Source organism: Bacillus sp. 005/A4HT-01/001, assembly GCF_004634445.1.
Lineage (GTDB): Bacteria > Bacillota > Bacilli > Bacillales > Bacillaceae > Bacillus > Bacillus altitudinis.
The window spans coordinates 1-18,476 of the sequence record NZ_SEIZ01000013.1 but is presented as its reverse complement, the minus strand read 5'-3'; the positions used below and the strand labels follow the sequence as shown (position 1 = coordinate 18,476).

Here is an 18,476-nt window from a genome sequence, read left to right as displayed (position 1 = left end):
CTGAGGTGGAAGCGTGGTGACACGTGGAGCTGACAGATACTAATAGATCGAGGACTTAACCTATATTCTAATGTGAAAAATGAACATTGTTATCTAGTTTTGAGAGAACATTCTCTCCATCAGGTTTGGTGGCGATAGCGAAGAGGTCACACCCGTTCCCATACCGAACACGGAAGTTAAGCTCTTCAGCGCCGATGGTAGTTGGGGGTTTCCCCCTGTGAGAGTAGGACGCCGCCAAGCTTTTCAAAGGATCAGTTCCAATCGGAACTGGTCTTTTTTGTGTTTTCTTCTAGCAGCATCATGATATAAGCTGGAAACTTATCCTCTGCAATCTCCATATAACGTTCAATCATGACATAATCATCACTAATATATTGAGATAAAAGCTCGTACCACCATTCTGTTTCGTAGCGGGCAATCATACTGAGGTTATACATTAACAAGTAATGGCTGATGATCTCAGGAATCCCTAAAAAGGCATCTCGTGTTGCTGGAATGAACCATTGATTCATTTCTAAATCATAATGAAGATGAGTAGCAAGAGCAGGGTTTTCTTCTGAAGATACATCAAATGTTAGTTTTTTAGCTTCTCGTTGCTTAAGCTTCCAAGTTGTATGGAACTCAAAATATTCAATAAAACGTTCGGCAGACATGTTATAGAGCAAGGGAATATGATCTTGAATCAACATACCATTTGCTTGCTCTACTTTCACTAAAGTCGCGGGCTGTTTTTGAAACTCCAGAATATGACCCATTTCAGGTATTTTTGAAAGGAGATTGATCATCGTAAATCGTTCATCTTCAAGACCATTTAAATGAAATAAGTGCTTTAATACATGCATACATAATCCGTTTCGCTGAATCTTGACTTCATCCTCACTAAAACGATAATGTTGCTTCTTTCTTTTTCTTGAGGTGACACCATGAGCTAAGACAGAGGTTTGAGAAGGATAGTCGGGATCCACTGTCAGCAAACATGCCTTTAACAGCTGTGCCATTCCATAAAACAATAAAATCGGTTTTAGTTCAAGTGGAGCTGATGCGGCTTGGTCATAAAATGTATGACCGTGCTTTAAAAAGTAAATAAATCGTTCACAGTTTTTATAGGCTTGCTGGTTTGCCTCCTGAATGTTCCGTTTCTCGTACTGTTGAAATAGAAACTTTTGGGAAGTTTCAAGTGAGTAAAAACGTTTTAAATCCTTCCATCCTGAACTTTTCATCTTCTTCCTCAACTCTCTTTATATTTTCTAAAAATTGCAACTGTTTGTTGCTTCCTTGACATGCTGTTTCCTAGTTGATAATCTACATATAATATTTTGCCGAAAAGAGGGGGATTTACTAATGTGGGAAAGTAAATTTTCAAAAGAAGGTTTGACGTTTGACGATGTGTTGCTTGTTCCAGCAAAGTCTGAGGTGCTTCCGCGTGATGTCAATTTATCAGTTGAGTTAACAAGCACTTTAAAGCTGAACATTCCAATTATTAGTGCAGGAATGGATACTGTGACGGAATCGCAAATGGCGATTGCAATGGCACGTCAAGGTGGTCTTGGAATCATCCATAAGAACATGTCTATTGAGCAGCAAGCTGAACAAGTGGACAAAGTAAAACGTTCAGAGCGTGGTGTTATTACAAATCCATTTTTCTTAACACCGGATCATCAAGTATTCGATGCAGAACATTTAATGGGTAAATATCGTATTTCTGGTGTACCGATTGTTAATAACGAACAAGATCAAAAGCTTGTTGGGATTATTACGAACCGTGACCTTCGTTTTATTTCGGATTATTCAATGAAGATTAGCGACGTGATGACAAAAGAGGAACTTGTGACAGCTTCTGTTGGAACAACATTAGAAGAAGCTGAAAAAATCCTTCAGCAATATAAAATTGAAAAATTACCTCTTTTAGATGACGAAGGAACATTAAAAGGTCTCATCACCATCAAAGATATTGAAAAAGTGATTGAATTCCCTAACTCCTCTAAAGATGCACATGGCCGTTTAATTGTTGGTGCCGCTGTAGGTGTCACTGGCGATACAATGACTCGTGTGAAAAAATTAGTAGAAGCCAATGTTGATGTGATCGTCATTGATACAGCACACGGTCATTCTCAAGGTGTTCTAGACACTGTATCGAAAATCCGTGAAACGTATCCTTCTCTTAACATCATTGCTGGTAACGTTGCAACAGCTGAAGCAACAAAAGCATTGTTTGAAGCTGGAGCAGATATTGTAAAAGTGGGTATTGGACCAGGATCGATTTGTACAACACGTGTTGTTGCAGGGGTCGGTGTACCACAAATCACAGCGATTTATGACTGTGCAACAGAAGCAAGAAAGCATGGTAAATCTATTATTGCAGATGGTGGAATTAAATATTCAGGTGATATCGTGAAAGCATTAGCTTCTGGTGGACATGCTGTTATGCTGGGAAGCCTTCTTGCTGGTACATCTGAAAGCCCAGGAGAAACAGAAATTTTCCAAGGCAGACGTTTCAAAGTATATCGTGGTATGGGTTCTGTTGCTGCAATGGAAAAAGGAAGTAAAGATCGTTACTTCCAAGAAGATAATAAAAAATTCGTTCCAGAAGGTATCGAAGGACGTACACCGTATAAAGGACCAGTTGTTGACACTGTTTACCAACTTGTTGGCGGTATTCGCTCTGGTATGGGCTACTGTGGAACACAGGACTTACGTACTCTTAGAGAAGAAGCACAATTCATTCGCATGACAGGTGCAGGTCTTCGTGAGAGCCATCCACATGATGTACAAATTACAAAAGAATCACCAAACTACACAATTTCTTGATAAATTGTGACAATCAAATTACATTTGACAGGGTCTATGACTCTGTCTATTTTTTTTGTCTTTATTGTGATAAAATTTATACTGTTGTGTCGAAATAAGCCCTTGTGGATTAAATATATATGAAAAACGTCGAAAAAAGATGAATACGGAGGTATGACGATTGAACAGCAAGATGTTGAAACAGCTTATGGTCTCTATCCTTGCATTGGCATTGATTGTTACTGCATTTACCCCAATGTCCAAAGCAAAAGCGGCTGAAGATCCATTCAATGTGAATGCGAAAGCAGCCATCCTTATTGAAGCTTCTACAGGTAAAATTCTTTATAGTAAAAACGCAGAACAAAGACTGCCTATTGCAAGTATGGCAAAGATGATGACAGAGTATCTATTACTAGAGGCAATTGCTGAAGGCAAAGTGAAATGGGATCAAACATATACGCCAGATGATTACGTGTACGAAATTTCTCAGGACCGCAGTTTATCCAATGTTCCATTGAGAAAAGATGGTTCGTATACTGTCAAAGAACTTTATCAAGCAACGGCTATTTATTCAGCAAATGCAGCAGCAATTGGTCTAGCAGAGGTAATTGCTGGATCAGAATCAAAGTTTGTTGAAAAAATGAATGCAAAAGCAAAAGAACTTGGCTTAACCAATTACAAATTCGTGAATGCAACTGGATTAGAAAATAAAGACTTACATGGCAAACAGCCAAAAGGTACGGGACCTGATGAAGAAAGCGAAGTTTCCGCAAAGGATATGGCTTTGCTTGCACAGCATCTCATCAAAGATCATCCAGAAATTCTTGAAACAGCAAGCATCGCGAAAACAAAGTTCAGAGAAGGCACAGATGACGAAATGGACATGCCAAACTGGAACTTTATGCTTAAAGGACTTGTGAAAGAATATGAAGGCGTAGACGGTCTGAAAACGGGCTCTACTGATTCAGCTGGTTCTAGCTTCACAGGTACAGCAAAACGTGGTGACATGCGTGTGATCGCAGTTGTCCTGAATGCTAAAGGAAATCTTCATACAGCTCGTTTTGATGTGGCGAAAAAATTGTTTGATTATGCTTTTAAAAACTTCACGATGAAAGAAATGTACAAAAAAGGCCAACAAATCAAGGGACATGAAAACATCGAAGTCGATAAAGGGAAAGATAAAGAAGTACCCGTCGTGACGAAAGAAGCTTTCTCTGTACCGGTTAAAAATGGTGATGAGAAGAGCTATAAAGCGAAAGTAAATATTGATAAAAAGAACCTAGAAGCTCCTATTAAAAAAGGAACGAAGGTTGGCATGCTAACGACTTCTTATTCTGGTGATGAGAAGGACTACGGCTATTTGAGTAAAGACCAATCAGGTGTTGAGCTTGTGACGAAAACAGGTGATGAAAAAGCAAACTGGTTCATCCTTGCAATGCGTGGTGTAGGTGGATTCTTCGCTGGCATTTGGGGCGGAATCGTCGACACAGTAAAAGGTTGGTTCTAATAAAAAAACTGCTCTCTATATATGAGAGCAGTTTTTTTATCGTTAAAAGAAAAGAGATTGTTTGTGGTTTTGAGGTGAAGACAATGCCTGCTGAAAAATACCACATAACTTTTCCATACCTTCCGTCAGTGCCTTTTCATTCACATAAGAAAAGCTAAGACGTATATAATTCTGCTTCGGCTCCCCAGGATAGCAGACAGAGCCAGGCAGGAAGGTGATTTGCTGCTTTCGTGCCTCATGTAATAGGGCACGTGTATCGACCCAGGAAGGAAAGCTAAGCCACAAATTGAGCCCGCCCTGTGGGATTTGCCACGTGACGTCCTTTGGCGCATGCTTTGTCAACACATCCATCATCAAATCGCGTCTCACCTTCAAGGCAGTTCTTAATTTTTTCGTATGATCGATCATTTTCTTGGAAGTGAGAAACGGTAAGATCGCTTTTTGAGTGAGAAGCGGGCTCCCTAAATCATTATTGGCTTTTGCAGCTAATAAACGGTTAAATATAGAGCCTGACGCTGTAATAATTCCAATTCTGCATCCTGGAGCCAGTGTCTTGCTTAACCCTCGTAAATAAATGACGTGTCCATCGTGATCTAGGCTTTTAATGGGTGCCGGCGGTTTCTTTTCAAAATAAAGCTCACGATAAGGATCATCCTCTACAATGAGACAATCAATGCTTTGTGCCAGTAAAAGCAGCTGTTTTCTTCGTTTCATCGACATACTGGCGCCTGTAGGACTGTGAAAAGTAGGAATGGTATAGATGAGCTTTGGTTTATATTTATCACAAATGCTTTGAAGCTGTTTCATGTTCATTCCTTCATGATCGACAGGAACCGTAATAATTCGTGCCCCTCTCCCCATAAAGACATCAATTGCGCCTGGATAAGTGGGCGCCTCCATGACAACTACATCATCCGGCCCGATAAATGTACGTGCTACTAAATCAAGTCCTTGCTGAGAACCGCTAGTGACAAGGATATTTTCAGGAGTAGAAGGAACATCTAATTTTTCTAGAAATGATTGAATGACCTGACGAAGCTGAAGGTCACCTTGTATTTCTCCGTATTTTGACATGATTTGAGGATGCCGGGCTAGAACATGCTGCATTTCTTTTTCTAAATACCGGTTAGGTAAAAGACCAGGATCAATCATAGAGGAAGAAAGATTTATGGCTTCTTCGACATAGTGATACTGAGCAAATTGAGACCTTGGTAAATAATCTGGGATCGATAACTGCCAATCGAAAGAAGTAGATGATTGAACCGGGATGTCAGTTTGCTCATGCTGCTCATTCACAAACGTACCTTTCCCTTGTACAGTCGTTAAAAATCCGTCGTCCTTAAGCCGTGTATAGGCTTTTGCCGCTGTGACAAGACTTACATTTAGCTGTTTCGCTAGATCACGTACAGTCGGCAGCTTATCGCCTTGCTGAAGCAGACCTGATTGGATGTGATCAACGATGGAAAAATAAATCTGATTTGAAAGAGATGTATCTGAATGTCGATGGATATCAATATGCATGAAAATCCTCCAATGGGTGTGGAATTGTTATAGATGGTTTCAAATTGTTATAGATGCATTATAACATGTTAATAACACTTAAAAGAGGGAATGATGCCTTTTTAACTATAAAACCTTGATATATAAGGTTTTTTTCTTTTTTATGAGCTAATTGAATTGTTATACTATTCTCTTTATTGTTATACTCTATCGCTTGTATGATAAAGGTGTTGAATCAATCGAATAGACAAATGGGAGGAAACAATTGTGAGCAATAAGGGAACTGAACGAGTAAAACGTGGAATGGCAGAAATGCAAAAAGGTGGCGTCATTATGGATGTCGTCAATGCTGAGCAGGCAAAAATCGCAGAAGAAGCAGGCGCAGTGGCAGTAATGGCACTAGAACGAGTACCAGCTGATATCCGTGCAGCAGGCGGTGTTGCCCGTATGGCAGATCCAAGAATCGTAGAAGAAGTACAAAATGCAGTAACGATTCCAGTCATGGCAAAAGCACGTATCGGCCACATCGTGGAAGCTCGTGTTCTTGAAGCACTTGGTGTTGATTATATTGATGAGAGTGAAGTGCTGACGCCCGCAGATGAGGAATTCCATTTAAATAAAAATGAATACACAGTACCTTTCGTATGTGGCTGCCGTGATCTAGGTGAAGCGACTCGTCGTATTGCAGAAGGTGCATCTATGTTGCGTACAAAAGGTGAGCCTGGTACAGGAAATATTGTAGAAGCTGTTCGTCATATGAGAAAGGTCAATGCTCAAATTCGTAAAGTGGCGGCAATGAGTGAAGATGAATTGATGACAGAAGCCAAGAATTTAGGCGCACCTTATGAATTATTGCTTCAAATTAAAAAAGAAGGCAAATTACCGGTTGTAAACTTTGCTGCTGGAGGTGTTGCAACACCAGCAGATGCAGCACTCATGATGCAGCTTGGAGCAGATGGTGTATTTGTCGGCTCTGGTATCTTCAAATCAGACAATCCAGCTAAGTTTGCAAAAGCGATTGTAGAAGCAACGACTCATTTCACAGATTACCGTCTAATTGCAGAGCTTTCTAAAGAGCTTGGAACAGCGATGAAAGGAATTGAAATTTCAAATCTATTGCCAGAAGAGCGTATGCAAGAGCGTGGCTGGTAATTAAGGGAGCGCAAACGAACATGCTAACAATTGGTGTACTAGGGCTTCAAGGAGCGGTGAGAGAGCATATTCAATCGATTGAAGCTTGTGGCGCAGAGGGAAAGATCATCAAGCGGGTAGATGAGTTAGAAATTGTTGACGGTCTCATTATCCCTGGTGGTGAAAGTACGACGATGAGAAGACTCATGGATACGTACCAATTCATTGAACCGATTAAAGCGTTCGCTGCTCAAGGTAAACCGATATTTGGGACTTGTGCCGGTTTAATTATGCTGGCAAAGCATATAGAAGATCGAGAAGATGCTCATCTTGGACTGTTAAATGTATCTGTTGCACGTAATTCGTTTGGCAGACAGGTAGACAGCTTTGAAGCAGATGTAGAAGTGAAAGGACTGGATACGCCGTTTACAGGAGTGTTCATCCGTGCGCCTCATATCATCAGCGCAAATGAGGGCGTAGAGGTCATGGCTGAGTATGACGGCAGGATTGTGATGGCGAAAGAAAACAATATCTTAGGTTGTTCTTTTCATCCAGAGCTGACAGATGACCACCGGTTAACACAGCTGTTTGTTGAGATGGTGGAGTCCTATAAAACGAAGCTTGCTGTATAAAACGGTTGAAAAGAGATAAAACTTATAGTACATTAAAATCACAATCAAAGATCGAAAAAGCGTTGACGGGAAATAGTAAGAAGCCCCTCTTTCTCAGAGAGCCGATGGTTGGTGAGAATCGGTGAAAGATGCATTCTGAATCCATCCTTGAGCGAAATGCTGAAACACGAAGTAAGCATTTACGGTGATGCCGTTACAGAGGAAAGAGGAAAGCATGCTTTTGGCGTGTTTTCAATCAGGGTGGCAACGCGAGAGCTCTCGTCCCTTTCATGGGATGAGGGCTCTTTTTATTTTTCGATAAAAAAGGAGTGTTACACATGCTGGATATTAAACAACTGCGCACGGATTTTGATCAAATCAAAGAAAAATTAGCCCATCGAGGCGAAGATTTAGCGGATTTTGATAAGTTTGGTGAACTAGATCAAAAAAGAAGAGAATTAATCGGCAAAACAGAAGTATTAAAGAGCCGAAGAAATGAAGTATCACAGCAAGTGGCTGTTCTAAAAAGAGAAAAGAAAGACGCCGATCACATTATTCAAGAAATGCGTGAGGTAGGCGATGAGATTAAGAAGTTGGATGATGAATTAAGAACAGTAGAGGAAAGCCTGCAAACCATCCTGTTCTCAATTCCAAACATCCCTCATGATTCTGTACCAGTCGGTGAGACAGAAGATGACAACATTGAAGTGAGAAAATGGGGCGAACAGCCAGGTTTCTCATTTGAACCTAAGCCGCATTGGGATGTAGCGGATGAGCTGAAGATTTTGGATTTTGAACGTGCAGGAAAAGTGACAGGAAGCCGTTTCGTTTTTTATAAAGGGCTAGGCGCACGGTTAGAGCGTGCACTTTATAACTTTATGCTGGATTTACACGTAGATGAATTTGGTTTTACTGAAGTACTACCACCTTATATGGTCAACAGAGCAAGCATGACAGGAACTGGACAGCTTCCAAAGTTTGAAGAGGATGCTTTTAAAATTCGAGAAGAAGATTATTTCCTCATTCCAACGGCTGAAGTGCCAATTACGAACATGCACCGTGACGAGATTCTTGAAGGAGAGCAGCTGCCAATCAATTATGCAGCATTTAGTGCTTGCTTTAGATCAGAAGCTGGTTCTGCTGGTAGAGATACGCGCGGACTCATCCGTCAGCACCAATTTAACAAAGTAGAGCTTGTGAAATTTGTCAGACCAGAAGATTCTTATGAAGAATTAGAAAAACTAACAAACCAAGCAGAAAAAGTTCTTCAATTATTGAACCTGCCATACCGTGTCATGAGCATGTGTACAGGAGATTTAGGCTTTACGGCTGCGAAGAAATACGATATCGAAGTATGGATTCCAAGCCAAAATACGTATCGTGAAATTTCTTCTTGCAGTAACTTTGAAGCGTTCCAAGCGAGACGAGCAAACATTCGTTTCCGCCCTGAGCCTAAAGCAAAGCCAGAACACGTCCACACATTAAATGGATCTGGTTTAGCAGTAGGAAGAACTGTTGCAGCCATTTTAGAAAACTATCAACAAGAGGATGGAACAGTGATCATTCCTGAGGTGTTACGTCCTTATATGGGAAATAAAGAAGTGATAAAATAAGATGCCGTCATGGCATCTTATTCTTTTTACCTAAACTTCTACAGCTTTTCTAAAATAAGCCGATAAAAGAACTAAAAGCATCTAGGAAAGAAGGAATAACCTTGAATAGGCTTGACTATTATGTTGAAATGGCTCAATTACTCAGAAAAGTTCTAGATGAAAGTGTTCTTTTCGGCATCACTGATACAGAAAAGGTACTTTGCTATTATCCATCGACCACAGTAGATTTTGGCATTAAAGTAGGGGACGCTTTAAACCCAGAGGACCAAAACGTGGCGACGACATTAAGAGGACAAGAATATGATGGGCATTTGCCAGAGTCTTTATATGGTTATGAAATTGCTGTAAAAGGTTATCCGATTTTTGATGAAGATAGAAAAGTGATTGGCTCTTTTTTAGTGGCTTTTTCACATCATCGTGAGAAGAAATTAAGCGGCTATATGGAACATATCAATAAAGTAGCGAAAGAATTACAAGGTGGAATCGAGCAAATTGCTGCTCATTCTCAAGAACTGGCTGCGACAAGCTTAGAAATTAGTGAGCAGGCCGGAAGAGCAGAAGAGAAATCCGCAAATATTGAAGAAGTCGTCAAAACCATTGGCGGTATTGCGAGACAAACAAACCTGTTAGGACTCAATGCTGCAATTGAAGCGGCAAGAGCGGGTGAAAATGGAAAAGGCTTTGCTGTTGTTGCAGACGAGGTACGTAAGTTATCAGATGGATCAAAGGAAGCAGCTGAAACCATTAATGCATTTTTAAAAGAAATCCAAGACAGCATTGGCACTTTATCTGAAAATATCTCACAAATCAGCAGTTCAACAAACGAACAAGCTAAACAAGTGACAGACTTTACAAAGATTATTGAGTCATTAAATGATTTTAAAGAAGAGATGAATCTTTTTATTGAAGAAATTAGACAGGATACGTAATAAATGAAGAGCAGCCGATAATCGGCTGCTTTTTATAGGCTAAACATCATACCAAAATCAAATATTGAAATTTTTTTCGGAAAGATGTTGACTTAAAATAAGATGATATGATATATTAATTCTTGTCGATACGGAGGAATACCCAAGTCCGGCTGAAGGGATCGGTCTTGAAAACCGACAGGGGTGTCAAAGCCCGCGGGGGTTCGAATCCCTCTTCCTCCGCCATATTGATTTTACCTTAGTTGAATTGAAACGCATAAAAATTGGAAATTGTCAAACCGCTGCATTCGAGAAATGCAGCGGTTTTTTTTATTTTGTGTTAGAGCGATTTTTTTGAATAACGGAAGCAATTTCATGAAGAATTGGATCAAGTGAGCTTTCATCATGAAGTAAGTCATAATCTTCAATATTAATTTTAATCACAGGGCACAGATCAAATTGTTCGATCCATTCTGTATATCGAGTGTACATTTCTTCCCAATATGCTCGATCGGTTTGAGTTTCCATCTCTCTCCCGCGCTCTTCAATACGATGTAATATATGATCTAAATCCCCATGTAAGTAAATGAGGACATCTGGGTGAGGGAAGTAAGGTGTCATCACCATCGCCTCAAATAGACTCGTATACGTTTCATAGTCTACCTCTGACATGGTACCTTTGTCTGCGTGCATTTTAGCGAAAATACCAGTGTCCTCATAAATGGACCGATCTTGTACATAACCTCCACCAGACTCGAAGATTCGTTTCTGCTCCTTAAAACGTTCAGCTAGGAAATAGACCTGTAAATGAAAGCTCCATCTTTGGAAATCTGAATAAAAAGGCTCTAAGTATGGATTATCATCTACTTTTTCGAGAGAAGTTTGAAATCCTAGCTTGTCCGCTATTGTTTTCGTCATGGTCGATTTTCCGACACCAACTGTCCCTGCAATTGTAATGACAGCATCCTTTGGTATTTCAATATTTTTCATAGTACTTGCTCCTTTATGTTCTGTACAATTTGCTGGTAATCTTGCTGTGAGGAAACGAAGTCTGTATGATCGCCTTCAATTGTAATGATAGGAAGACCTGGGTCAGTTTGTTTTAAATGCTCGATGGCTAACTCATAATCTTCAATCAGGGTTTTTAAATAAGCTGGATCAATGTCTTCTTCAAAAGATCGGCCTCTCATCTTTATTCTATCAAGTAAGGTGGGAAGGCTGGCTTTTATATAGATCATGGCATTTGGTTTAGGAAGATCATCTGTCAGCAAGTGATAGATCTTTCTGTATTTATCCATGTGCTTTTTAGATAAGGTTCTTTCTGCAAATATCATATTTTTAAAGACATGATAATCAGTGACAATCGGCTGCTGTTTTTTGACATAGTTCTCTTCAATAGATTCTAACTGTTTAAACCGATTGCATAGAAAGAACATCTCAAGCTGAAAGCTCCATTGTTCCATATCTTCATAAAATTTATCTAAGAATGGATTTTCTTCTACAATTTCTTTTACTAAAGGAAATTGAAATTCCTTTGAAAGCATTGTAGCTAAGGTTGTTTTTCCGGCTCCAATTGGGCCTTCCACTGCAATAAAAGGGGCAGGATACATAGGCGTTCTCCTCTATCTATAAAGTTGTCAAACCAATGTATATTGTACCATACCCCTTCTGAGAGATAGAGCGTATGAATTACGATGTCGTTCTTTTTTCAATATTAAATTGATCTGATAACAACAACCAGTTTTGTGGGAAGGATAGACCTAATTTCCAGTAAGCAATTCCATTTAGGTTTAACTCTTTAATGAGATTAAATTTGGCTTGAATGGATCTTGCATCTTCAAACCAAACCTCGTGTTCTTTGTTGTTAGCATCTGTATAACGGAAATAAGGTGCTTGTGCTGTTTCGTCATATAAAATGGATACATTATTCTCTCTAGCAATGGCGATCGCTTGTTGAGGGCTGACGGCTTTGGCGATAGGGCCTCCTTGAACATAAGGGAGTGTCCAATCATATCCATATAAATTCTGCCCCATCACAATTTTATTGGCAGGTATGACAGTCAGTGCATATTCAATGACTTGGCGGACAGGGCCGATCGGAGAGACGGCTTGTGCAGGCCCGCCGCTGTAGCCCCACTCATAAGTCATTAGCACAACATGATCAACAATCTTTCCAATTGCTTCATAGTCATGTGCCTCATACCATTTTCCTTTCTGTTCACTGCTTGTTTTAGGAGCGAGTGCCACAGAAATAGTCCAACCCTGTTGATGAAAACGAGTTGTTGCTTCTCTTAAAAATTGAAGGTAGGCTTCTTTATCAACTGGGCGTAAATATTCAAAGTCAAAATGGATTTCTTTTAATTGATACTTTTGAGCAACGCGGACGATTTCATTTAATAATGTCGTTTTGACAGATTGGTTTGTTAAAAGGATTCGCCCGAGTTCATCACTAAATTTATCATTCTCTAGATTTGTGACTACCATGGATAAAACCGTTCTGCTTTGAGCGGCAATCTGAGGCAATTGATCTAATGGTGGCTCGCGAAGTGTTCCGTCTCTTTGCGCTTGAAAACTAAAAGCGCCGAGATGTGTTAAGTATGGAGATGCCTCTCTGGCTGCTTGCTTTAAATTTTCGCTGACTTGGTTTCCGCGTGGTTCTATATAAGCATTAGAATTAATATTTCTTTTCGGTCTTTGTGGAATATAAAGCAAGAAGCGAATAGGCAATATAGCTTCAGGACGAATCCGATTCACACGTGCCAATTCTTCTACCGAAATTTGAAATCCTCTTCCAATTTGATAAAGTGTATCATTTTGTTTGACCTCATAAAATTGACCTCTAATAGGGATGACAATTGTTTGTCCAACGACTAGTTGATTTGGTGTTTCGATGTCGTTGGTCCGAATGATTTCATTTACCGTTGTTTTAAAACGCATGGCAATCTCATTTAACGTATCTCCTCTTTTGACAACATAAATTTGAATGGTCAACGCCCCCTTTGTTATTGCTAACAATTTATGAGGGTGATGGATAAATCATGTTTGATTTTCATCCGTGATCTCTTTAGTGGTTGTGATTTTGGCGAGAAGAACGTTCTCCATCATCGTTAAAGCGTACTCGTTGTCCCTATCATCATTTGAAGCAATACAATCTTTAGGTACAGTGAGGTTGTACTCTCGCATGTAAGCGTCATTTGCAGTGAACAGGACACAGATGTTTCCGGCAATTCCAGTTAAAATAAGTTCTTGCACACCTAATTCATTTAGGAGTGTCTCTAGTGCTGTTCCGTAAAAGGCAGAGTGCTTAGGTTTAATTAAGAAGTAATCATCTTTAGATGGTGCCATTTGCTCTAAAATAGGGGCACTTCTTTCGTTTTTACATGTTTCCATAACAGCTTTGATATCAGCCTTCCAGAGTCCATAGTGGTCGTTGATATAGATAATTGGCCAATTTTTCTTGAAAGCGTGTTGTTTAAGGGCTAAAATTTTATTGGTCATTTGCTCTGTTTTTTCAGCGAGCACATGTCCCATTTCGAAATCAAAATTATTGATCATGTCAATAATAAGCAGTGCCTTTTGTTGTTTTGGCAAATCAAGACCCCCTTTAAAAGATTGTGATAATATGTTAACCTCAATATCCTTTAAAAAAACATGAAAAGAGAGCCGTGCTATGACGAAAGATGAACAGTTTATGCAAGAAGCTATTTCTGAAGCTTTGAAAGCAAAACAAATAGGAGAAGTTCCAATCGGTGCCGTCATCGTTGTTGATGATCAAATTGTAAGCCGTGCTCACAATTTAAGGGAAAGTGAACAGCGATCAATTGCTCATGCGGAATTACTTGCTATTGATGAAGCGTGTAAAATGACTGGTAGCTGGCGTTTAGAAGATGCTGTACTTTATGTTACACTCGAACCGTGCCCAATGTGTGCAGGCGCTATTGTACTTTCAAGAGTGAAAAAGGTCGTTTTTGGTGCCTATGATCCTAAAGGTGGATGTGCTGGTACTTTAATGAATTTATTGGACGATGAGCGGTTCAATCATCAGTCTGAAGTCATTGGTGGTGTGCTTGAAAATGAGTGTGGTGAGCTGTTAAGTCAGTTCTTTCGAGACCTCCGTCAGCGGAAGAAGCAGGCGAAAAGTAAATGAATGGATGTCGTTTGCAATTTTATCACTTAGAAGGTATACTTATGTCTGCGTCACCAACAATTTAATATTCATTTTGCCGTGCTAAGCGGGGAGGTAGCGGTGCCCTGTACTCGCAATCCGCTCTAGCGAGGCCGAATCCCTTCTCAAGGTTCGTTTACTTCAAGGTCTGCCTTAAATAAGTGGTGTTGACGTCTGGGTCCTGCGCAATGGGAATTCATGAACCATGTCAGGTCCGGAAGGAAGCAGCATTAAGTGAAACCTCTCATGTGCCGCAGGGTTGCCTGGGCCGAGCTAACTGTTTAAGTAACGCTTGGGGTAGCGAATCGACAGAAGGTGCACGGTAAATCAATATTAAATGTAACTCATCTAGTTTATCTAGGTGAGTTTTTTGTTGCTATTGAAAGAATATATCAGTTGTTTTGTTTATACAAATAGTAAAAAAGCCATTTTCGGGTGAGGTATTTTTGAAGCAATTCATAAAGGGAACAAATGTTCTTGTTGATCTGACAGACATTTTCAGAAAGCAGGAAAACACGTTTTTTAATCAAGAAAAGTAAAAAGTTTTTAAAGGAAATGCCCTTTTTCGTTTATTAGAAAATAAAGGTGTACTTTTGAATTGATCGTTGCATCATGTATAATGAACATGATGATAAATGGAGGAGGGCGTATTTGTGAGTTATCAAGCTTTATACCGAGTGTTCAGACCTCAAGTTTTTGAGGATGTTGTTGGACAAGAACACATCACAAAAACGTTGCAAAATGCCCTTTTGCAGAAAAAGTTTTCTCATGCTTACTTATTTTCAGGTCCTAGAGGAACAGGTAAAACAAGTGCTGCCAAGATTTTTGCGAAAGCAGTGAACTGTGAAAAGTCACCTGTTAGTGAGCCGTGTAATGAGTGTGATGCCTGTAGAGGGATTACGACCGGTTCGATTTCAGACGTGATTGAAATAGATGCTGCCTCAAATAACGGGGTAGATGAAATTCGGGATATACGTGATAAAGTGAAATTTGCTCCTTCAGCGGTTACATATAAGGTTTATATTATAGATGAGGTACATATGCTCTCTATCGGGGCATTTAATGCACTTCTTAAAACGCTAGAGGAACCACCTGCTCATTGTATCTTTATTTTGGCTACCACAGAGCCTCATAAGATTCCTCTTACCATCATATCAAGATGTCAGAGATTTGATTTTAAACGGATCACGACAAAAGATATTGTTGGACGAATGGAGAAAATTGTAGATGCAGAAAGCCTAAATATACAAGAGGGTTCACTCGAGATTATTGCTAGTGCGGCAGATGGAGGCATGCGTGACGCACTCAGTCTCCTTGACCAAGCGATCTCATTTAGTGGTGAACAGCTCACAATTGATGATGCACTGCTCATTACAGGTGCTGTATCTCAGCATTTCATTAGTCAGCTTGCTGAAGCCATTTTTGAGCAAAATATTGCGATAGCGCTGGATACGTTAAATGAATTGCTTCAACAGGGGAAAGATGCCGCAAAATTAATAGAGGATATGATCTTCTACTTTAGAGATATGCTTCTTTACAAAACAGCACCGGATCTTGAAGGTGTCCTTGAAAAAGTCAAAGTCGACGATAAGTTTGTGGCTCTTTCAGAACGTGTGGCACCTCAGTTTCTTTATGAAACGATTGAAGTGCTGAATAAAAGCCATCAGGAAATGAAATGGACAAACCATCCTAGAATTTTCTTTGAAGTAGCTGTGGTTAAGCTCTGTCAGGCAACGGCTGGTGCTGTATCATCTCCGGCTGATTCCGACCTAACAGCGTTAACGAATAAAATAGACAGGCTGGAACAGGAGCTATCTAGGCTAAAAGCTGAGGGTGTTCCAATGCCTCAGTCTCAGAGTCCTCAAGTAAAAACGGAAGCACCTCGACCTCAAACGAGTAATAAAAATGGCTATCGTGCACCTGTCGGTCGAATTCATGAGATTTTAAAAGAAGCGAAGCGACCGGAACTAGAAAAAATAAAAGGCAAATGGGGAGAGCTTCTTGCCCAATTAAAACAGCAAAATAAGGTATCTCACGCTGCGCTATTAACAGATAGTGAACCAGTTGCGGCGGCAACTCATGCCTTTGTTTTAAAATTCAAATTTGAAATACATTGTAAGATGGTGGCCGAAGATAAAAGTGGTGTTCGAACCAATCTTGAGCAACTGCTAGAATCTATGCTAGGAAAAAGAGTGGAATTAGTTGGCGTTCCTGACGCTCAATGGGGTAAAATAAGAGAAGAATTTTTAAGAGATCATCAGCCTGAAGAACAAGCAGATGGTCAGGCAGCTTCTGCTGAAGAAGATCCATTAATTGCGGAAGCAAAGAAGTTAGTAGGAACCGATTTAATTGAAATTAAAGATTAACAATTTGAAAGAGAGTGGTGTTCATATGCGCGGTGGAATGGGAAATATGCAAAAAATGATGAAACAAATGCAAAAAATGCAGAAGGATATGGCTAAGGCTCAAGAAGAGCTTGCAGAAAAAGTCCTTGAAGGTACGGCAGGTGGCGGCATGGTCACTGTAAAAGTAAATGGACAAAAAGAAGTCGTTGATGTGGCGATTAATGAAGAAGTTGTTGATCCTGAAGACATCGATATGCTTCAAGACCTTGTACTTGCAGCAACAAATGATGCATTGAAAAAAGTTGATGAACTAACGAATGAAACAATGGGTCAATTCACAAAAGGAATGAACATGCCAGGTTTATTCTAGGAGGAATAACTGAAGATGCAATATCCTGAACCAATATCAAAGCTGATTGATAGCTTTATGAAATTGCCAGGAATCGGACCTAAAACTGCGGTCCGTCTGGCTTTTTTTGTTCTTAGTATGCAAGAAGATGTCGTGCTGGATTTTGCGAAGGCACTTGTTAATGCAAAGCGTAATTTAACTTATTGTTCTGTTTGCGGACATATCACCGATCAGGATCCTTGCTATATTTGTGAAGATACAAGAAGAGATCAATCTGTGATCTGTGTCGTGCAGGATCCAAAAGATGTGATCGCAATGGAAAAAATGAAAGAATACAACGGCTTATATCATGTGCTTCATGGTGCTATTTCACCAATGGACGGAATTGGACCAGAGGATATTAAAATTCCTGACCTATTAAAAAGATTGCAAGACGATCAAGTCACAGAGGTCATTCTTGCAACCAACCCAAACATTGAGGGAGAAGCGACAGCCATGTATATCTCTAGATTGTTGAAACCATCAGGAATTAAACTCTCTCGCATTGCTCACGGACTCCCAGTAGGTGGAGATTTAGAGTATGCGGATGAAGTCACACTTTCTAAGGCTCTAGAAGGCAGACGTGAGATGTAGGAAGGAGAAGTACGGTACATGGGTTTTCTTCGCAGAAAATCAATTCGAAAAGAATTCGATGAGATATTAATTCAACAGCTTTTTAAGCAAAAGGAAGAATGGAACAGACAAAAAAAGCTTGTCGCAAATAGCGTTGAGCCTTCACCGGACATTCTATTCGAATTAAAGCTTGCTCAAGCGAAGTACTTTTTCTATCTGAGAGAAGCGAAAAAGAGAAATTTACGTTTAAACAACTGGAGATAGCAGGTCTATTTTCCATAATCCTCTCATATGCTTGTACTATTCATATGAAGAGGAGATGAGAGGATTATGGAACCTGTTATTGTGATTGGTTCAATTTTGTTAGCTGTTTTATTGTTGTTTATGTCGGGTGTTCAAGCGAATCCATTCAAATGGTTAGGGCTTATTGGAGTTAAGTTTGTCGCAGGTGCTCTTTTTTTATTTTGTCTCAATTTATTCGGTGAGAGTTTAGGGCTTCATGTTTCCATTAACCCTGTAACGAGTGGAATTAGTGGTTTGTTGGGCATTCCAGGTGTAGCAGCTTTAGTCGTAATTGAAAAGTTTATTATTTAATGCAAAATATTGTTGACTTTGATTATATATGGTGGTAAATTAATATACGTCGCTGATGACGAAGAAACGAAAAAACATAATAACAAAAAAGTTGTTGACACTAACAACTTGGACGTGATAAGATGTTCTAGTCGCTTCTGAAGCGGTAAACAAGTTCTTTGAAAACTAAACAAGACAAAACGTACCTGTTAATTCGAGTTTTTATAAAAAAATCCTATGATACATCATAGGTAGTCAGTCAAACTGGCGAAAAGCAAAACTTCGGTTTTGTACTTTTTCGGAGAGTTTGATCCTGGCTCAGGACGAACGCTGGCGGCGTGCCTAATACATGCAAGTCGAGCGGACAGAAGGGAG

17 protein-coding genes, 1 tRNA gene, 2 rRNA genes, 1 other RNA gene, 1 pseudogene and 1 other annotated feature are annotated in these 18,476 nt (G+C 39.8%); of the genes and pseudogenes, 16 read left to right on the top strand and 6 right to left on the bottom strand.

Going from position 1 to position 18,476, the window contains the following annotated elements; all coding sequences use genetic code 11:
- Positions 1–124: 124 nt before the first annotated feature.
- Positions 125–240 (top strand): 5S ribosomal RNA (gene rrf / locus ES896_RS19805).
- Between the two features lie 11 nt (positions 241–251).
- Here the strand turns inward: rrf and ES896_RS19800 are convergent.
- On the bottom strand, positions 252–1,220 hold the full coding sequence (locus ES896_RS19800) for a YaaC family protein (protein ID WP_135227208.1): 969 nt from the start codon (positions 1,218–1,220) through the stop codon (positions 252–254).
- A 121-nt stretch (positions 1,221–1,341) separates the two neighbouring features.
- Between ES896_RS19800 and guaB the strand changes: the two genes are divergently transcribed.
- Together guaB and ES896_RS19790 are read left to right on the top strand one after the other, a co-directional pair.
- Complete coding sequence (gene guaB, locus ES896_RS19795) at positions 1,342–2,808, top strand: IMP dehydrogenase (protein WP_008342039.1); 1,467 nt, start codon at positions 1,342–1,344, stop codon at positions 2,806–2,808.
- 160 nt (positions 2,809–2,968) lie between these two features.
- Positions 2,969–4,294, top strand: coding sequence for a D-alanyl-D-alanine carboxypeptidase family protein (locus ES896_RS19790; protein WP_008342036.1), 1,326 nt, complete (start codon positions 2,969–2,971; stop codon positions 4,292–4,294).
- 42 nt (positions 4,295–4,336) lie between these two features.
- Here the strand turns inward: ES896_RS19790 and pdxR are convergent, their stop codons facing one another.
- A complete protein-coding gene (gene pdxR, locus ES896_RS19785) occupies positions 4,337–5,815 on the bottom strand; it encodes a MocR-like pyridoxine biosynthesis transcription factor PdxR (protein WP_058214427.1) in 1,479 nt (492 codons plus the stop codon).
- 246 nt (positions 5,816–6,061) lie between these two features.
- On the opposite strand from pdxR, the gene pdxS reads away from it, so the two are divergent.
- From pdxS to ES896_RS19760, 5 genes and pseudogenes are all read left to right on the top strand, one after another.
- Positions 6,062–6,946 (top strand): pyridoxal 5'-phosphate synthase lyase subunit PdxS, encoded by an 885-nt coding sequence (gene pdxS / locus ES896_RS19780; RefSeq protein ID WP_008342033.1) that lies wholly within the window; start codon positions 6,062–6,064, stop codon positions 6,944–6,946.
- A gap of 20 nt (positions 6,947–6,966) precedes the next feature.
- The gene (gene pdxT, locus ES896_RS19775; protein WP_058214428.1) at positions 6,967–7,557 is read left to right on the top strand and encodes a pyridoxal 5'-phosphate synthase glutaminase subunit PdxT; all 591 of its coding nucleotides are present in this window, start codon (positions 6,967–6,969) and stop codon (positions 7,555–7,557) included.
- Between the two features lie 53 nt (positions 7,558–7,610).
- Positions 7,611–7,826, top strand: a binding site (T-box leader).
- 48 nt (positions 7,827–7,874) lie between these two features.
- The gene (gene serS, locus ES896_RS19770; RefSeq protein ID WP_135227207.1) at positions 7,875–9,149 is read left to right on the top strand and encodes a serine--tRNA ligase; all 1,275 of its coding nucleotides are present in this window, start codon (positions 7,875–7,877) and stop codon (positions 9,147–9,149) included.
- A gap of 596 nt (positions 9,150–9,745) precedes the next feature.
- Positions 9,746–10,078: pseudogene (locus ES896_RS20540) on the top strand (methyl-accepting chemotaxis protein); the annotation flags it as partial.
- A gap of 132 nt (positions 10,079–10,210) precedes the next feature.
- Positions 10,211–10,303, top strand: a tRNA-Ser gene (locus ES896_RS19760).
- Positions 10,304–10,387: 84 nt separating this feature from the next.
- Here the strand turns inward: ES896_RS19760 and ES896_RS19755 are convergent.
- The 4 genes from ES896_RS19755 to ES896_RS19740 form a co-directional block, all read right to left on the bottom strand.
- Positions 10,388–11,047 (bottom strand): deoxynucleoside kinase, encoded by a 660-nt coding sequence (locus ES896_RS19755; protein ID WP_024719578.1) that lies wholly within the window; start codon positions 11,045–11,047, stop codon positions 10,388–10,390.
- Positions 11,044–11,667: a deoxynucleoside kinase gene (locus ES896_RS19750; protein ID WP_135227206.1), complete on the bottom strand. Its 624-nt coding sequence runs from the start codon at positions 11,665–11,667 to the stop codon at positions 11,044–11,046. The genes ES896_RS19755 and ES896_RS19750 overlap by 4 nt, the downstream gene beginning before the upstream one ends.
- Before the next feature lie 79 nt (positions 11,668–11,746).
- Positions 11,747–12,994, bottom strand: coding sequence for a glycoside hydrolase family 18 protein (locus ES896_RS19745; protein WP_240688401.1), 1,248 nt, complete (start codon positions 12,992–12,994; stop codon positions 11,747–11,749).
- Between the two features lie 99 nt (positions 12,995–13,093).
- Positions 13,094–13,648, bottom strand: coding sequence for a cysteine hydrolase family protein (locus tag ES896_RS19740; protein WP_041091587.1), 555 nt, complete (start codon positions 13,646–13,648; stop codon positions 13,094–13,096).
- Between the two features lie 79 nt (positions 13,649–13,727).
- Here ES896_RS19740 and tadA point away from each other — a divergent pair, with 79 nt between their 5' ends.
- From tadA to ES896_RS19700, 8 genes are all read left to right on the top strand, one after another.
- Positions 13,728–14,204 (top strand): tRNA adenosine(34) deaminase TadA, encoded by a 477-nt coding sequence (gene tadA, locus ES896_RS19735; RefSeq protein ID WP_008342015.1) that lies wholly within the window; start codon positions 13,728–13,730, stop codon positions 14,202–14,204.
- Between the two features lie 76 nt (positions 14,205–14,280).
- Positions 14,281–14,545: signal recognition particle sRNA large type (gene ffs, locus ES896_RS19730), an RNA gene on the top strand.
- 330 nt (positions 14,546–14,875) lie between these two features.
- Positions 14,876–16,588 carry a DNA polymerase III subunit gamma/tau gene (gene dnaX, locus ES896_RS19725; RefSeq protein WP_135227204.1) on the top strand — a complete coding sequence of 571 codons (1,713 nt, stop codon included), beginning with the start codon at positions 14,876–14,878 and terminating at the stop codon, positions 16,586–16,588.
- A gap of 25 nt (positions 16,589–16,613) precedes the next feature.
- Complete coding sequence (locus tag ES896_RS19720) at positions 16,614–16,937, top strand: YbaB/EbfC family nucleoid-associated protein (RefSeq protein WP_008342011.1); 324 nt, start codon at positions 16,614–16,616, stop codon at positions 16,935–16,937.
- Between the two features lie 15 nt (positions 16,938–16,952).
- Positions 16,953–17,549 (top strand): recombination protein RecR, encoded by a 597-nt coding sequence (gene recR / locus ES896_RS19715; RefSeq protein WP_003218094.1) that lies wholly within the window; start codon positions 16,953–16,955, stop codon positions 17,547–17,549.
- A gap of 18 nt (positions 17,550–17,567) precedes the next feature.
- Positions 17,568–17,792, top strand: coding sequence for a YaaL family protein (locus tag ES896_RS19710; protein ID WP_008342008.1), 225 nt, complete (start codon positions 17,568–17,570; stop codon positions 17,790–17,792).
- A 66-nt stretch (positions 17,793–17,858) separates the two neighbouring features.
- Positions 17,859–18,122, top strand: a complete 264-nt coding sequence (locus ES896_RS19705) for a pro-sigmaK processing inhibitor BofA family protein (protein ID WP_008342006.1) — start codon at positions 17,859–17,861, stop codon at positions 18,120–18,122.
- Between the two features lie 274 nt (positions 18,123–18,396).
- Positions 18,397–18,476: ribosomal RNA gene (locus ES896_RS19700) — 16S ribosomal RNA — on the top strand; the annotation flags it as partial.